The 14,999-nt window shown below is 69.8% G+C and carries 13 protein-coding genes; 7 read left to right on the top strand and 6 right to left on the bottom strand.

All coding sequences use genetic code 11. The features are described from left to right. Positions 1-6: 6 nt before the first annotated feature. Together GT347_RS01520 and GT347_RS01515 are read right to left on the bottom strand one after the other, a co-directional pair. On the bottom strand, positions 7-585 hold the full coding sequence (locus GT347_RS01520; protein WP_160550302.1) for a spore coat protein U domain-containing protein: 579 nt from the start codon (positions 583-585) through the stop codon (positions 7-9). A 37-nt stretch (positions 586-622) separates the two neighbouring features. Next, positions 623-2,056: an EAL domain-containing protein gene (locus GT347_RS01515; protein WP_160550301.1), complete on the bottom strand. Its 1,434-nt coding sequence runs from the start codon at positions 2,054-2,056 to the stop codon at positions 623-625. A 319-nt stretch (positions 2,057-2,375) separates the two neighbouring features. Here GT347_RS01515 and GT347_RS01510 point away from each other — a divergent pair, with 319 nt between their 5' ends. After that, entirely contained in the window at positions 2,376-3,122 is a 747-nt protein-coding gene (locus GT347_RS01510) for a recombinase family protein (protein WP_160550300.1), read from the top strand. Between the two features lie 73 nt (positions 3,123-3,195). On the opposite strand, the gene GT347_RS01505 is transcribed toward GT347_RS01510, so the two are convergent. The 4 genes from GT347_RS01505 to GT347_RS01490 form a co-directional block, all read right to left on the bottom strand. After that, positions 3,196-4,458 (bottom strand): type II toxin-antitoxin system HipA family toxin, encoded by a 1,263-nt coding sequence (locus GT347_RS01505; protein ID WP_160550299.1) that lies wholly within the window; start codon positions 4,456-4,458, stop codon positions 3,196-3,198. Further along, positions 4,451-4,684, bottom strand: coding sequence for a helix-turn-helix domain-containing protein (locus tag GT347_RS01500; RefSeq protein ID WP_407704130.1), 234 nt, complete (start codon positions 4,682-4,684; stop codon positions 4,451-4,453). Before GT347_RS01500 ends, GT347_RS01505 begins: the two co-directional genes overlap by 8 nt. Positions 4,685-4,849: 165 nt before the next feature. Continuing rightward, complete coding sequence (locus GT347_RS01495; RefSeq protein WP_160550297.1) at positions 4,850-5,959, bottom strand: J domain-containing protein; 1,110 nt, start codon at positions 5,957-5,959, stop codon at positions 4,850-4,852. 27 nt (positions 5,960-5,986) lie between these two features. Beyond that, positions 5,987-7,069: a patatin-like phospholipase family protein gene (locus tag GT347_RS01490; RefSeq protein WP_160550296.1), complete on the bottom strand. Its 1,083-nt coding sequence runs from the start codon at positions 7,067-7,069 to the stop codon at positions 5,987-5,989. Positions 7,070-7,329: 260 nt separating this feature from the next. On the opposite strand from GT347_RS01490, the gene GT347_RS01485 reads away from it, so the two are divergent. Genes GT347_RS01485 through GT347_RS01460 form a run of 6 tightly spaced genes read left to right on the top strand, consistent with a single transcriptional unit; the run spans position 7,330 to position 14,999 of the window. Further along, entirely contained in the window at positions 7,330-8,646 is a 1,317-nt protein-coding gene (locus tag GT347_RS01485; RefSeq protein ID WP_160550295.1) for a hypothetical protein, read from the top strand. Beyond that, the gene (locus GT347_RS01480; protein ID WP_160550294.1) at positions 8,639-9,331 is read left to right on the top strand and encodes a hypothetical protein; all 693 of its coding nucleotides are present in this window, start codon (positions 8,639-8,641) and stop codon (positions 9,329-9,331) included. Before GT347_RS01485 ends, GT347_RS01480 begins: the two co-directional genes overlap by 8 nt. Continuing rightward, positions 9,331-12,144 (top strand): ATP-binding protein, encoded by a 2,814-nt coding sequence (locus GT347_RS01475; protein WP_160550293.1) that lies wholly within the window; start codon positions 9,331-9,333, stop codon positions 12,142-12,144. Before GT347_RS01480 ends, GT347_RS01475 begins: the two co-directional genes overlap by 1 nt. A gap of 13 nt (positions 12,145-12,157) precedes the next feature. Beyond that, positions 12,158-13,390 carry a DUF2399 domain-containing protein gene (locus tag GT347_RS01470; RefSeq protein ID WP_160550292.1) on the top strand — a complete coding sequence of 411 codons (1,233 nt, stop codon included), beginning with the start codon at positions 12,158-12,160 and terminating at the stop codon, positions 13,388-13,390. Between the two features lie 56 nt (positions 13,391-13,446). Beyond that, positions 13,447-14,253: a glycosyltransferase family 2 protein gene (locus GT347_RS01465; protein ID WP_160550291.1), complete on the top strand. Its 807-nt coding sequence runs from the start codon at positions 13,447-13,449 to the stop codon at positions 14,251-14,253. After that, on the top strand, positions 14,253-14,999 hold the full coding sequence (locus GT347_RS01460; protein WP_160550290.1) for an NTP transferase domain-containing protein: 747 nt from the start codon (positions 14,253-14,255) through the stop codon (positions 14,997-14,999). The genes GT347_RS01465 and GT347_RS01460 overlap by 1 nt, the downstream gene beginning before the upstream one ends.

Genomic DNA, 14,999 nt, shown 5'->3' with positions numbered 1-14,999 from the left:
GTCCGCTCAGAAGGTCAGGGTCAGGAGGATGGTGTCGGTGTAGGTGCCGGCTGCCGGCACCGCCGTCGGATCGGTCACCCGGGCGAACAGCGCCGCCGCCGAGCTGCCGCCGCCCACGCCGCCTGCCGTTCCGGTCAGGGGCACCGCATCGCCGTTGGCCAGCAGCGAGCCGGCGTCGGTGCTGGCATCGGAATGCAGGGTGTAGCCGATGAAGCTGGTGCCGCTGGCCAGGCGCCGCGCGCCCTGCAGGTCGTTGGTGCCGCTGGTCACGGTGAGCACCGGCGTCAGCGCGGTGGCGCCGTTGTCGCCGCAGCTCACGCCGATGACGTTGGCCGTGCCCGCTGTACCGCTGCCGGTGGAGCCGTCGACCACGCTGCGGTCGACCACGCCGGCGCCGTAATTGACCAGCGCGCCCAGGTCCAGGTCGGCGCTGCCGGCGGTGGCGCTGGCCGCGCCCACGAAGAGCTGGCAGCCGGCGGTGACGCTGAGCGAGACATTGACGTTGGCCGTGGTGGCCGCGTCGGCGGTGAAGCCGGCCAGCGCCAGGGCGGCGGCGATGCCGCCGAGGGCAAGGGTCTTGAACATGGTGGATTCCTTGAAATGAGCGGAGCCGGATCGGCCCCTAGTCGTGTGCATGGCAGGCGGTGATGGAAACCATGGCGCTGCCTGCCGGTGGCGACATGGTCTGGGATGAAGCGGGGGGAGAAGCAGAGGAAAAAGCAGGCTTGGGCCTGCGGCCCCTGGCCTTGCGGGGCGCGAGCGTGTCGATCGCATTGCCGGGCTGCCGCAGGCCATGGGCGTCCGCGACGAGGGCCACGCCATGGGTCAGCCACGCGGGCCGCGTGTCGGGCCGCTCGATGAGAAAACCCTGCACGCCGTTGGCGCCGGCCCGGCGGGCCGCGTCGAGTTCCGCGTCGGTCTCCACGCCTTCGACGACCACGCAGGGGCTGTAGTCGGCGCAGACCCGCGCCAGGTTGCGCAGCAGGTCGGGCGAATGGCGGGTGTCGCGGCTGCGCAGCAGCACCGAGCGGTCGATCTTCACCACGTCGGCACGCGCCTGCGAGAGGAATTCCAGGGTGCTGTGGCCGGCGCCGAAATCGTCCACCGCCAGCCGCACGCCGCAGGCCTGAAGCCGGCCTATCAGGGCCAGCGCGGGCTCGCGACCGCCCAGCGGGCTGGTCTCGGTGATCTCCACCGTGAGCCGTTCGGCGATACCGCGCCGTGCTTCGAGCCAGCCCAGCAGCAGCCGCCACCAGGCGCTGTCGGCGAAGGACCGGGCCGAGACATTGCAGCCCAGGCGCTGCTGCGGGTACAGCTCCAGCAGCTGCAGGGTGGTCCACATCACGCTGCAGTCCAGCCGGCCGACCAGGCCCAGCCGCTCCAGCGCCGCGATGGCATCGGCCACCGAGCCCTGCTGCGCCTGGCCGGCCGGGTCGCGGCGCAGCAGGACCTCGTGGTAGAGGCAGTCGCCCACGCCTGTTTCGGTCATGCGCACCACCGGCTGGAAGGCCAGGCGCAGGCTGCCTTCACGCAGCTCGTCGAGCAGCCGGTAGCCGAGCTGCCGGGCCGGCTGGAAGCTGAGGCGACGTTCCAGGTAATGGCCGGCCGCATCGTCCGCCGCATGCGGCATTTCGGCGAGGAAGGCTTCCTGCACATCGGTCGCCACGCCCTCGGCGCTCTGGTAGAGCAGGTCCATGCCCACCTGCAGGTAGGCCCGGCGTGCGCCGATCTCCACCGGCTCGCGGCCGATGGCCGCCTGCAGGCGCAGCATCAGCCGGTCGATTTCGAGGCGGCATGAAAACTGCTCAATGCTTATGGTCAGCAGGTCGATCAGGAACAGGTCGCCGTGCGAGTGGATGGCGCTTTCGGCAATGCCGGCGGCCACCAGCGCTCGATGCACGGCCGCCCGGCCCGCCCACCGAAGGGCATGCCCGTCGATCGCCTGCAGGGCATGAAAACCGCTGATGAAGATCAGCAGGGTTTCCGCGCGGGCCGGCTCGCGCGGATTTGTTTTCGTGGGTCGCCTGCCCGGTCGATGACGATCGATGGATGCCACGCGCCGGTCAGGTTTCGCTGCTGCAATCGCAGCGGATTCGAATGGTGTGTGTGCATGCATGGCGACCCTTTCTCGGCACGTGTTCTGATACACGAAGGGGTCCTTTCATGCAGACTGGTAACTGAGGGTAAAAAAACCGATTTCGCTGCGCCAGAGCTGGCAGCAAAGGGTTCAACGGGGTGCCGCGCAAAGGGACCCGTTTATGTCAAGAGTGAAACCCCATTTCCGTGCGAGACCGGCGGCGCAAGAGCCGGCCGGCCGCGGCCCCGATCACGGGCCGCAAACGTTGGACGGAGGTGCGATTCACTGCGAGGAAGCAATGCAATCGAACAAGAACATCCAGAAGAAGATCGGCTACGCACGCGTATCGACCGATGAACAGAATCTGGACCTGCAGATCCAGGCCCTGAACCAGGCCGGCTGCGATGTGATCTACGCCGACCGCGGGGTGTCCGGCAGCACCGCGTCGCGCCCCGGGCTGGACCGCGCCCTGACCAGCCTGCGCAAGGGCGACAAGCTGGTTGTGTGGCGCCTGGACCGGCTCGGCCGCTCCCTGCTCAACCTGATCCAGCTGCTGGAGAAACTTGGCAAGTGCGGCATCAGCTTCCGCTCGCTCTGCGAGTACATCGACACCGGTTCCTCGGGCGGGCGGCTGGTCTTCCACATGATGGCCGCGCTTGCCGAATTCGAGCGCTCCCTCATCAGCGAACGCACCCGCGCCGGCATGGCCGCCGCCCGTGCGCGCGGCAAGCACCTGGGGCGCCGGCCATCGCTCAGTCCCTCGCAATGCGAGCGGGCCGAGAGCCTGCTGTCGAGCGGCATCGGGGTGGACGAAGTGGCGCTCCGGTTCGATGTCACGCCCCGCACCCTCAACCGCCTGGTGCGGCGCTACCGCGACGACGAACCGGGCTTCGAAGACGACGAGGGCGGGGCGGAATCGGGCGCGGGACCCGACCCCCGGGACTCGCCCGCCGAGGCCTGGAGCAAGGCACTTCCCGTGGCCCGCCGCGCCTTGCGTCATGCCAGCGATTTCTCGGATTCGGAGCTGGCGCGGGGCATGGTCTAGCGGCCGCGGCGGCGGGTGGTTCTTCCGGTGTTTGCCGCATTAGCGGGAAGATTGGCGGACGCCGCCCAGGCGCCTAGCGAAGCAGGCCGAGCTTGTCGTCGATGCGGCGCTGGATGGATCGCAAGCTCTCGCCGGTGATCCGGCCGGGCAGCAGTTCTTCTGCAAGCGCGCTGAAGCGGCAGGCGACTTCGCCAATGCGGTCGATGACGGCACCGGCGGCCTGGGCCGACAGCTCCGCTTCCCGCTCGCCCAGCGCGAGCAGGTGTTTGCGCTCGATGTTCAAGGCTTCGCCCATGACATCCATCTGGTGGTAGCCGCCCGGGCCTTCGCAGAAGGTCACGTCGTAGGCCGGGGCGAGACTCCACCCGCCCGCGGGCGACATGAGGAAGCAGAAGTTCTTGGTGTGATCGTCACGGTTGTTGAACGTGACGTTGAACACGGCGCGCTCGAACGCGACCGCCTTTTGCCGGACATCGTTGGTGCACATCTGCGTGGCCCGCAGGAAGTTCGTGTAGTCCAGGGCACCGGGCGCACGGTAGTCGGCGCCGGTGAAGGCAGCCAGGCTCTGCATGGGCACACGCATTCCGTCCTGGCGGTCGAATCGCCTGGAGGCAAAGGCGGCCTGTCCGTTGGGCAACGCGAAGAATTCCGTGTCCGGTGTGGCGATGCCGCAGGCACGCAGGCAGTGGGCGTAGACCGTCTCGACGGCACACACTTCCGGATGCTCCCGGTGCGCGGGGAACTTGACCAGCCAGGGCTCCAGGCCGGGTGCCGCAGCGGTGCTGAAAAGGCCGCTGGCAGCATCGCGGTACAGCAATGCCTTGGGACGTGCGCCCTGGGGAGATCCGCCCATCTGCAACAGCTGCTGCAGGAAGGCCGCGCCTTCGCCTTGCAACACCGTCTGCACCTGCGCCGCCAGCTCCGGCAGGCAGACGCTTTCGGACGGGCCCGACATCTCCGGTGCGACGGGCACATAGGACATCGCCCCCATGGCATGCGAGCCGACGAAGCTCAACCGTTCCAGCGGCCCGATGCGGGCTGCCTGAAGGCCGCGCTGCCTGAAAAGGCGATCCATCAGCAGCATGCCCCAGCCATCGGGCAGGGAGTCGTAGACCGGCCCGGGCAATTGCAGCTGATGGGCGGGGAAGTCCTTGCGCAGCTTCGGGCCCCGCAGCGGCAGGGTGTATGCCGACAGCTCCAGTCCCCGGCTCAGGGCTTCGTCGCTGTACTCGAAAGCGATCCAGGGGCGTCCGTTGATGGCGGTCGACGACATGAGCGAGCCCCATCGCCAGCGCTCGCCCCAGCCTTCGTACCAGACGTCCACCTGCTCAGGCATCGCCGGACTTCTTCTTGATGCGCTTGCGCTTGACGCCGCTCTCGTAGCGGCGGATGTCGTCCAGGCTGTCCAGCCTGGGCTTGAACAGGGCTTCCAGTTCGTCGCGGCGCCCCAACGCCATGGCCACGCGCACCAGCCCTTCGAAGGCGGTGTTGCGCCCGGCCTCCAGGTTGGACAGGGTGGTGACGCCGATACCCGAGCGGGCCGCCAGCTCGGATTGGGTCATTTGCTGCACCAGCCGTTCCTGGCGCAGGCGCTCGGCCAGGAGCTTGACGAGCTCTTCCGGTTTTATGAACGATAAATCCATGAATACGATAATTAAATCAAATTTTGCAGATTTATCAACGGTATTCTGGAATTATATGGCTGGAGGCCAGGGGTCGGTCGCCTCTCAGAACATCGGAAAGTCGAAGTCGTTCTCCCGCCGCTGCTTAGCCTTCTGTTGCTGCTTGAGCCAGCGTTTGGTGGCCTTGGCGTCGTCCAGGATGCGCAGCTCCTGCTGCTGGCGCTCCAGCGCATCCACCCAGCGGCTGAGGACGTCGTCGAACAGCGGGCCGATGTAGCGGGGATCCACCCCCACGCTGGGCAGCAGGCCGAACTCCATGCGGAAGGCGATCTCGGCATGCTCGACCTCGGCCTTGATGCCGGACAGCTGCTCGCCCAGCACCTTGTTGTAGTGCTTCAGCCGCTCCTGGCTGGCGTTGGCGATGTGGCTTTCGTCGATCTGCTCGATCTCCAGCTGCAGCTCCAGCAGCGCGAGCAGGTTGTTGGCCTCGTAGGCCTGGTTGACGCGTTTCATCATCTCCGTCTTGGCCTGGCGCTGGCCGGCATCGGGCTCGCGATCCGGATGCAATGCGCTGGCCAGCTTGCGGTAGATCTCGCGCACCGACTGCGTGGCCTGATGGTCCTCGTCCTCGCGGCGCTGCTGGGCGGCGGTCTTGCGTCGTTTGGCGTTCTTCTCGTCGAGATGCGCCTGCTGCTCGGCCGCTTGTCGCTGCATGGCCTGCCGCAGGCGCTCGGCCAGGTCCTGGTCCGATGCGAGGCCTTCCTCGTCGCCCAGGTCCAGGCCGGTCAGGTTTTCGGTCATGCCTTTCATCTCGCGCATGCGTTCGCGCTGGTCGGTGGCGAAGTCGATCTCGGCGTGCTTGAGGAAGAGGGCATCGAGGTCGGCATCGGGGCCATGCGCTTCCAGCAGTTCGCCGGCCGCCTCGACGATCATCTCGCGCAGCAGCTCGCGTTCGGCCGGTGTCAGGGCATGTCGGTCGAGTGCGGCATCGAGCGCGAACACCCATGGCCGTTGGCCGTTTGCCAGCTGCTTGATCAGCGGCTGCACCGTCTCGGCATGCACCTGCCGGTAATGCTCGGTGTTCTTAGCCCAGGCGGCCAGGGTCTGGCGCTGTTTCGCGATCTGCTTGATCAGGCTGTTGAACCGCTTCTGCGCTGGCGACAGTGTCGTGTGGTCCTGGGAAGGTGTGACTTGAAGGGCTTCGAGGCGTGTCACGGAAAGACTCCTTGGAAAATCGGGTGACTATGGCGCAGCGCAGCTACCGTCCAGCCCCGCGAATCCGGCCAGTTTCTGCAGCCGCGAGCGCTGCTCCAGGCAGGCCTGGTACTGCGCCTCGGCCGCCTGCTGCTGGGCCAGGCGGGTGACCTGCTCGCGTGTCGCCTGCAGCTGCGCGATGCGCGCGCGGATTTGCGGCATGGCGGCCAGCGCGGCTTTCTCGCCCTCCAGGATGGCGCCGGCGCGCTGGGTGAAGTCGGCCGCGCCGATGTCCAGCACCTGGGGCCGCACGATGACATCGGCCCGCGCCAGCTCGGCCTGGCCGAGTTTCTGACCCATGATGGCGATGGACTGGCCCAGCGTGGCCAGCATGCCGGCGGGCGTCTGGCCGCGCGCCTTGCTGGAGATGTCCACCGCGATCACGATGTCGGCGCCCAGCTGGCGCGCCGCATCGACCGGCACCGGGCTGACCACGCCGCCATCGACGAAATGGAATTTGCCGATGGCCACCGGCTGGAACACGCCCGGCACGCTGCTGGAGGCGCGCACCGCCTGTCCGGTGTTGCCGCGGGCGAAGACGGTGCGTTCGCCGTCTTCCAGCCGGGTGGCGACGGCGGCGAAGGGTTTGGCCAGCCGCTCCAGGGGTCGGCGGTGCACCTGTTCGTTGACATAGTCCTCGAGCTTCTGCCCCAGCACCAGGCCGCCGGAGGACAGCTGCAGGTCGCGGATGCTGGTCTCGTCGAGCGCGACGGCCTTCTCCTGCAGCTCGAAGGCGTTCATGCCGCTGGCATACAGGGCGCCGACCACGCTGCCCGCGCTGGTGCCGGCCACCACCGCCGGCGCCAAGCCGTTGGCTTCCAGCATCTTGATGACACCGATGTGCGCGAAGCCCTTGGCCGCGCCGCCGCCCAGGGCGATGCCCACCTTGATGCCGCCGGCGGCCGAAGCGGGGGAGGCCGGCGCGGCGGGTGCGGCGGAAGCGGCCGGTGCCGCCGCCGAGCCGACGGGCGGCGTGCTGCCGCAGGCGGCGACGGCCGTGACCGCCAGCAGCGCCAGGGGCCGGCGCAGGGCGCGCAAAAGGGTGGAGGCGGTCGGAACGTTCAGGCGCATGCAGGGACAGGAAGACGCTGTGGGCAAGCGGGGGAGTTTATCGGCCGCCCCTGCCGGGCGCAGCGCGCCGCCGGGGCCGGCCGGCCCGATCGCAGGCGTTAAAATCCGCGCCCAGCCCCCGAGCCCGTGGTCCGCGAACAGCAGGCCGCGGGCTTTTTGTTCGGTGCTTTTGTGCGAGGGCGCCGTTCTGCGGCGCTTTCTTTTTGATGCGACCACCCGCCGCGCCACCTGTGCCGCGGGCCGGCGCAGCGCTTCTTGAAATGGGTTTGCCACAAGTGATCGACGAGCAGGAATCCGGTTCGTTCGAGGGATATTTCCGCGACCCCGCCTTCGCCGCCGAGGCGCCGCTGGCCTGGTCGCTGGGACAGCGCCAGCCTTTGCTGGACGCCTTGCGCGGCCTGTTCTCGGGCGGCGCGGCGGCGGCGCGGCTGCGGCTGTGGGTGTTCCTGGAGCTGGCGGCGCTGCCGCAGGGCCGGCTGCAGCGCGAGGACCTCAACCAGCTCTTTCACAGCCTGAAGCCCGAGGCGCTGGACTTCGCCCTGAAGCGCCTGCGCGACGTCGGCCTGCTGGTGTGGGACGCCACGGCGCAGGACTACCACCTGCCGCCGATCGCCCAGCAGGTGCAGGGCCTGCTCGCCCCCCTGGCGCGCAGCGCGGCGGACGAGGACGACGAAATGGCCGCGCTGCTGGCCCAGGTGGCCGGCGCGCAGGCGCTGGGCCTGTCGGATGCCGGCCAGATCAAGCACCTGCATGCCCAGCTGGCACGCCGCTACGACGAGTTCGCCGACGCGATCGCCAGCGGCTCCGAAGCCCGCCTGCGCGAGGCCCAGCCGCGCTTCGACCGGGCGCTGGAGCTGGTGGACCGCGCCGGCGAGGCGCTCACCGCCCTGATCCGCAGCGAACACGACGATCCCCGCCTGGAGCGCGAGGCGCGCGCGCTGGGCCACGGCCAGGCGCGGCTGCTGGCCATGGCCAGCCAGTTCACCCGGGCGCTGCAGCAGGCCGACCGCCAGCGGGTCACGCTCGGCAGCACCGGCATCACCAGTTCCGATGTGCGGCAGTGGCTGCAGTCGCATGCGGCGCTGCACCAGCTGGCCGGCGACGCCTTGTCCGCCGGCCTGCGCCCGGTCTTCGTGAGCGGCCACGACCTGCTCGACGTGGCCGAGAGCGAACTGGCGCGCGACCGCCCCGGCGCCCGGCTCGCCGAGGGCCTGCCGCCTTCGGCCGAGGCTGCCCTGGGCACACTCGAATCCCTGCGCATGCCCGAGGAACTCGACGCGCTGATCGGCCAGCTGGCCGGCTGGCGCTCGGAGCCGTCCGGCCAGGCGCCGGCGGACCGCCCGGTCTCGGCCGCCGTGCTCGGCGGCCGCTACGCCCAGGCCGCCTATCGCATGCAGCTGCTGCCGCTGCTGGGCGATGCCCAGGCCCGCACCCTCAATGGCAAGACGGGCGAACTGGCCCGCTCGCCCTGGCAGGTGCTTCTGCTGCCGGCCGTGGAGACGGTGGACGACGCAGAAGTCGCCACCATCAGCCAGGGCCGGCTCCAACCCGATCCCTTCGACGATGACCATGAATGAAGCCCTGGACGACGCGGCCCTGCTGGCCGCGGAACTGCTGGCCCGCCGCTGGCTGCCCCGGCAGCACAAGCGGGTGCGCCGCGCGCTGGTGGATGCCGAGCTGTGGCAGGCGGTGCAGGACCGGCTGGCCCAGGTCGGCCTGCGCCTGATCGACAACATCCATGCCGACCATGTCAGCGTGGCGCTGCTGCGCCGTGCCGAAGCCACCGTGTTCGGCGAGGCCGGTTTGAACGCCAACAACAACACCGAGCTGCCGCGCGACGGCGTCTCCCTGCTGGTGGTGCTGTGGTCGCTGATCGTGCTGCCCAAGCGCGAGCGCCAGGCGGCGCGCGCGGCCACGGCCGAAGCCGAGGCGCAGGACGAGATGTTCGTCGCCGAACGCCCCATGCCCAGCGCGGCCGATGTGAGCCCGCTGGTTTCCTACAAGGCGCTGCTGGCGGACTTCGGCACCCAGCTGGGCAAGAAGACCCGCATGGATGCCAACCTCAAGCGGCTGGAGACGCACGGCTTCATCGTGCGCCGCGGCGAGGACATCGCCGAGGGACCGCTGCTCGACCTGCTGCTCGACTACGACAGCCTGGCCCCGCGCATCCTCGACGGCGCCCTGGGCGACGTGCTGGCCCGCACCCGCGAAAAAGCCGAGGCCGCCCAGGCCGCCGAGGCCCACGAAAGTACCCAAGACTGATGTTCCATCTGCAATCCCTGGAACTGCTGCAGTGGGACTACTGCCAGCGCCTGACCCTGCCGCTGGACGGCGCCATCATCACCGTGGCCGGGCCCAACGGCTCGGGCAAGACCACGCTGCTCGACGCCATGCGCACCCTGCTCGGCCTGGAATGCTCGGGCGGCCGCAGCTACAAGACCTACGCCCGCCATGCCAACGCCGACACCAGCTGGCTGCGCGCCACGGTGGACAACCGGCCGCACGGCCGCCAGTCGTCGAGCCGGCCCTTCGCCCGCAACCTGCTTTATGCCGACCAGGTCACCCTGGTCTGCCGCATCGACCGCAACGGCGGCGACTGGCAGCGCCGCTACATGATGGTCGACGGCGACGTGGCCATCGAAACCCTGATCCAGCTGCCCGAGAAGGACTGGCTGGGCATCGAGCACTGGCGCAGGCGCCTGGAAGGCGCGGGCCTCTCGCGTGCCATCGCCCGGGTGCTGGCGCTGGAGCAGGGCCAGACCGACCGGCTCTGCGAATACTCGCCCAAGGAGTTGCTGCGCCTGGTCTTCGACGTCTTCGGCGACCAGGATGTGCTCGACCGCTACGACGAAGCACGCAAGCACCAGCGCGAGCTGGCCGAGGAGGTGGAGACGGCCGAGCGCGAACTGGTGCACGGCCGGGCCCAGCTCGCCCAGCTCGAAGCCCGCGTCAACCTGTACCGCCAGCACCAGGCCAAGCTGCGCGAACGCGAGCAGCTGGCCACCGAGGTCATCCCGGTGCTGGCCTGGCATGAGGAGCGCCAGGACGTCACCACCCGCCTGCGCGACCTGCACCGCCAGCGGGTGCACTACGCCAGCCAGAAGCGCCAGCGTGTGCTGGACAACGCCGCGCTGCTGCGCCTGCTGGAAGAGCAGCGCCTGGCGGGCGAGCGGGTGCGTGAGCTGGAGGCCGGCAAGGCCGCCGCGCAGGCGGCCCAGGCGCAGGCGCGCGATGCCGAGCGGCCGGTGGAAGAGCTGGCCAGGCGCGCCGACGAGCTGCAGGCGCTCGCCGCCGTGGAAGGCGACGCCGCCCAGCTCGCCGAACGGGTGCGGGTGCTGGAACAGGACAAGTCCGAACTCGCCGGCCGCTGGCACGCGCTGAGCGGCCAGCGCAAAGCGGCCCAGGAGGCCCTGGACCGCCTGCAGGGCCAGCGCCAGGCGCCGCCGCCGCCGGAGGTGCAGCGTTTCCTGCGGGTGCTGCGCCAGGAGGACATCGGCCACCATGTGATGGCCGACGTGATCGAGATCGTCGACGAGCACTGGCGTGCCGCCGCCGAGGGCGTGCTGCGCGCGGCCCGATGGGTGGTGGTGCTCGACAAGCACAGCGACGAAGCGCGCGCCATGTCCCTGGCCGAACGCGAACGCTACCGGCATTACCTGGTCTCGGACGCCGCCCCGGCGCCCGCCCAGCCGCAGGCCGACAGCCTGCTGGCCGTGCTGCGTTTCTCGGCGCCCGCGCCCAGCTGGCTGCTGCGCCAGCTGGCGCAGATCCGCCGGGTGGAGACCACCCAGGACGGCGCTGCCCGCGGCGGCGAATGGATCACGCCGCAGGCCTACTGGCGCGACGGCCGAGGCGGGCGCAGCGTGTGGGTGGATGCGTCCGAGCACCAGTTCGGCGCCGCGGCGCTGGCCGGCCGCAGGGCCTCCATCGACAAGCGCCTGACCCAGCTCGACGCCGAACTCTCCGAGCTGGCGCAGCAGCAGAACAGCGTGCAGCGCCAGCTCGGCGCCGCGATCGAGGCCGGCAAGGGCCACCGCGCGGCCGAGGAACTGTCGCGGCGTGGCGAGGAATTCGAGCTGGCCCGCCAGCAGCTGCCCGCCCTGAAGCAGGCCCGCGTGGGCGCCAGCCAGCGCTGGCAGCAGCTGGAGCAGCAGCACACCGCCGCCGTCATCAATCAGACCACGGCGGGCTCGCAGTACCGCGACATGCAGCAGCGGCTCTCCGACAGCGAACGCGATGCCGAGCGCCACGAGCGCGAATGGCGCGGCCGCCTCAACGAGCAGCGCAACCGCGCCGTCGTCTCGCGCGAGCAAAGGCAGCGTTTTCCCGCGCGCTGGATCGCGGCCGAGGCGATCGCCGTGCTGCGCGAGCGCTACGGCAACGCCACCCAGGCCAGGCTGCGCAGCGACTCGGTCGAACGCGACCTGGAACAGGGCCAGTGGGAGACCGATGCCACGGTCGAGGAAAAGCAGGTGCTGATGCAGGCCACCGTCGGCGGCCAGGCCGAACGGCTCGATGCCTGCAAGGCGCGCAACGTGGCGGCGGCCACGGCGGTGAACAATGCCCGCGAACGCTATATCGACGTGCTGCGCGCCACGGTGCGCCGCTACCGCAAGAACATCGTCGACCTGGGCCTGCTGGCCGGCGTCGAGGTCAGCGCCGAGCTGCCGCACCTGGACAACGACGACCTGGTGCTGCGCCAGGCCGAACTGAAGGTGAGCTTCAACTTCGACGGCAAGGGCCAGATCGGCCTGAACGACGGCGAGGCCTCCGGCGGCCAGCAGGTGATCAAGTCGCTGATCCTGCTGGTGGGGCTGCTGAAGGACGAGGAATCCTCGGGCGGCTTCGTCTTCATCGACGAGCCCTTCGCCCACCTGGACGTGCGCAACATCCAGCTGGTCGGCCATTTCCTCAAGTCCACCCGCGCGCAGTACGTGCTGACCACGCCGATCACGCACAACGTGGAGGTCTTCGAGCCGGCCGACATCACCCTGGTCACCTCCAAGAAGGCGCGCGACGCCCGCTGGGCGCCGCCGATCGGTGTGCTGCAGCGGCGCGTGCAGCCGGCGGCCTGAAGGCGGAGCCGGCATGGCGCAGTGGATCGACACCGCACGCGGACGCCAGGAGCGTGACCGCTGCATCGCCGCTGCCGTGCCGCAGGCGCTGCCGCTGCTCGATCCGGACCATGCGGCCCTGCTGCGGCGCTGGCTGCGCTCCGACGGTGCCCGCCGCGGCCGGGCGGCCTTGCTCAAGGAGGGCGAGACCGAGGCGGTGGGCATCGAGCGTGCCGAGGCCTTGTGCGAGCTGTTGCTGAACCAGGGCTGGATCGAACGGCGCGAGCGGCTGGTACGTGGCGCCTGGCAGTGGATGTCCATCGCCTGGCGCGACCTGCCGCGCCTGCAGGCGCTGCTGCTGGTGTCCGGCCCGCGCCAGCGGGAGGAGGATCGCGGCCTGCTGATCGCCGATGCCGAGGCCTGGATGGTGTCCTGGCGCGACACGGCGGCCGGCCACGGGCTGGACCCCGACCTGCTGGACGAACTGGAGCGGGCGCTGGCCCAGCTGTCGGCCGACCGCAAGTCGCGCCTGGATCTGCTGGCCGCGCGGCTGGAGCTGCTGAAGGCGGTGGCCGGGTGGCATGACGCGGGTGAGGAGGGCACCCGGCGCGATTTCGCGCTGCGGGCGCGCGGCGCCACCAAGTCGCTCAGCGGCGCGGACTGGCGCTGGCTGGAGCTGGCCTTCGACCTGGAGCGCTTGCGCATCCGGCGTTTCGTGCAGCTCGGCTGGCTGGCCGGCGAGCTGGAGCTGCGCTGGGACGGCGACAGGCGGATGCACCTGGGCGCCTTGCACTTCGTGGGCTTGCCGCTGGACGACCTGCGGCGCGCCGCCACGGCCGGCCCGCCGCGGCGCTGGTGGCTGATCGAGAACCGCGCCAGCTTCGAGCGCCAGGCGCAGCACAGGCCCGAGGGCGTGGTGCTGGTGTGGATGCCGGGCCGTCCGTCCGCCGCCTGGATGCAGGCCCTCGCCCATCTGCTGCGGCAGGCGCCCGCGCCGGCCTGGATCAGCGCGGACGCGGATCCGGCGGGTGTGGACATCGCCTGTTCGGTCGGTGCCTTGTGGCATTCGTCGGGCCTGGACTGGGAACCGCACCAGATGGGCGTTGCGCAGTGGGAGGCCACTTCCCAGCGCTGGCCGCTGAATGCGCACGACCGCCGCCTGCTTGCCGAGCTGCTGGCCAGGCCCGATCTGGCCGACAGCCTGCGCGCCCTCTGCGAGGCCATGCAGCGGGAGGGTCGCAAGGCGGAGCAGGAAGCGTGGATCTAGCGGCGTGAAGCGGTGCCGCGGCGGATATAGTGCTGCGGTGCACCATCGCCATGACCATGCCTGACCGGATCCTCGTGCTGATTCCCTGCTACAACTGCGCGCCGCAGATCCCGCGTGTGCTGGCGCAGTTCGATTCCGATGCCGCCGATTTCGTGGAGACCCTCCTGGTGCTGGACAACGGCAGCACCGACGGCACCCGCGAGGCGGCGCGCTCGGCGGCCGAGAAGCTGCCGGGGCTCGATATCCGGGTGGCGCTCAATCGCGGCAACCTGAATCTCGGCGGCTCGCACAAGGCGGCTTTCGCCTTCGCCCTGGCCCAGGGCTACAGCCATGTGCTGGTGCTGCACGGCGACGACCAGGCCGACGTGCAGGACATGCTGCCCCTGCTGCGGCGCGGCGAGCACCGCCGGCTGGATGCCTGCCTGGGCGCGCGTTTTGCGCCGGGCTCCCGCCTTCCGGGCTATTCGGCCGTGAGGATCCTGGGCAACCGTGTGTTCAATGCCCTGTTCGGGCTGCTGCTGCGGCACCGTATCCTCGACCTGGGCTCCGGCCTGAACATCTTCGGCGCCCGCGCGATGCGCCTGCCGCACCTGGCCCACTACGCCGACGACCTGCGCTTCAATATCTTTCTGCTGATGGGCATGCTGCGCGAAAAACTCGACATCGGTTTCTTCCCGATCTCCTGGCGCCAGGATGACCAGGTCTCCAACGTCAGGATGACATCCCAGGCCTTCAACATGCTGGCCATCCTGCGCGACCGCATCCGCATGGGCGAGCGCTTCTGGTCCGCCGACCACCGTGCGCAGCCCCGCACCGAATACGCCTTCGACCTGATCCATCCCTTTTCACCGAAAGCCACCTGATGACCCCACTTGCCATGGTGATGCCGATGGCCGGGCGCGGCTCGCGCTTCGCCAAGCTCGGCTTCGATCTGCCCAAGCCCCTGATTCCGCTGCACGGCAAACCCTTCTTCTGGTGGGCCACCGAAAGCCTGCGGCGCCAGACGCCGCTGCGCGAGATGGTGTTCGTGGTGCTGCAGGAGCATTGCGATGCCTTCGGCATCGACAAGACCGTGCTCGGCTTCTATCCGGACGCACGCATCGTCGCCATCCCCGAAGTCACCGCCGGTGCCGCGGAGACCGCCATGGTCGGCCTGCGCGCCATCTCGCAGGACGGTCCGGTGGCCATCAACGATTGCGACCATGCCTTCGCATGCGAGGGGCTCGATGCCGTGGTCTCCCGCCTCGGCGGCGAACTGGGCGGCGCGCTGATGTGCTTCTCCTCCGACAACCCGGCCTACTCCTATGCCCAGCTCGACGAAGCGGGCGAGCGGGTGGCGCGGACCGCGGAAAAGCAGGTCATCAGCCCGAACGCGATCGGCGGCTGCTACTTCATCGGCCGGCCGCGCAGCTTCGAGGCGCTGTACGACGACTACGTGAAGAGCTGCCCCTACCAGGAGCTGTTCATGAGCGGCATCTTCAACCTGATGATCGAGCGCGGCGAGAACATCGCCATGGTGAAGGCCGGCCTGCACCGCTCCTTCGGCACGCCCGACGAGATGGAGCAGATGGACGCGCAGCGCTTCGCGCCGCTGCTGGGCTGGGGCTGA

The organism is Xylophilus rhododendri, from assembly GCF_009906855.1.
GTDB classification, from domain to species: domain Bacteria; phylum Pseudomonadota; class Gammaproteobacteria; order Burkholderiales; family Burkholderiaceae_C; genus Xylophilus; species Xylophilus rhododendri.
The sequence above is the reverse complement of the archived record's forward strand: the minus strand, read 5'-3'. Positions and strand labels throughout refer to the sequence as shown.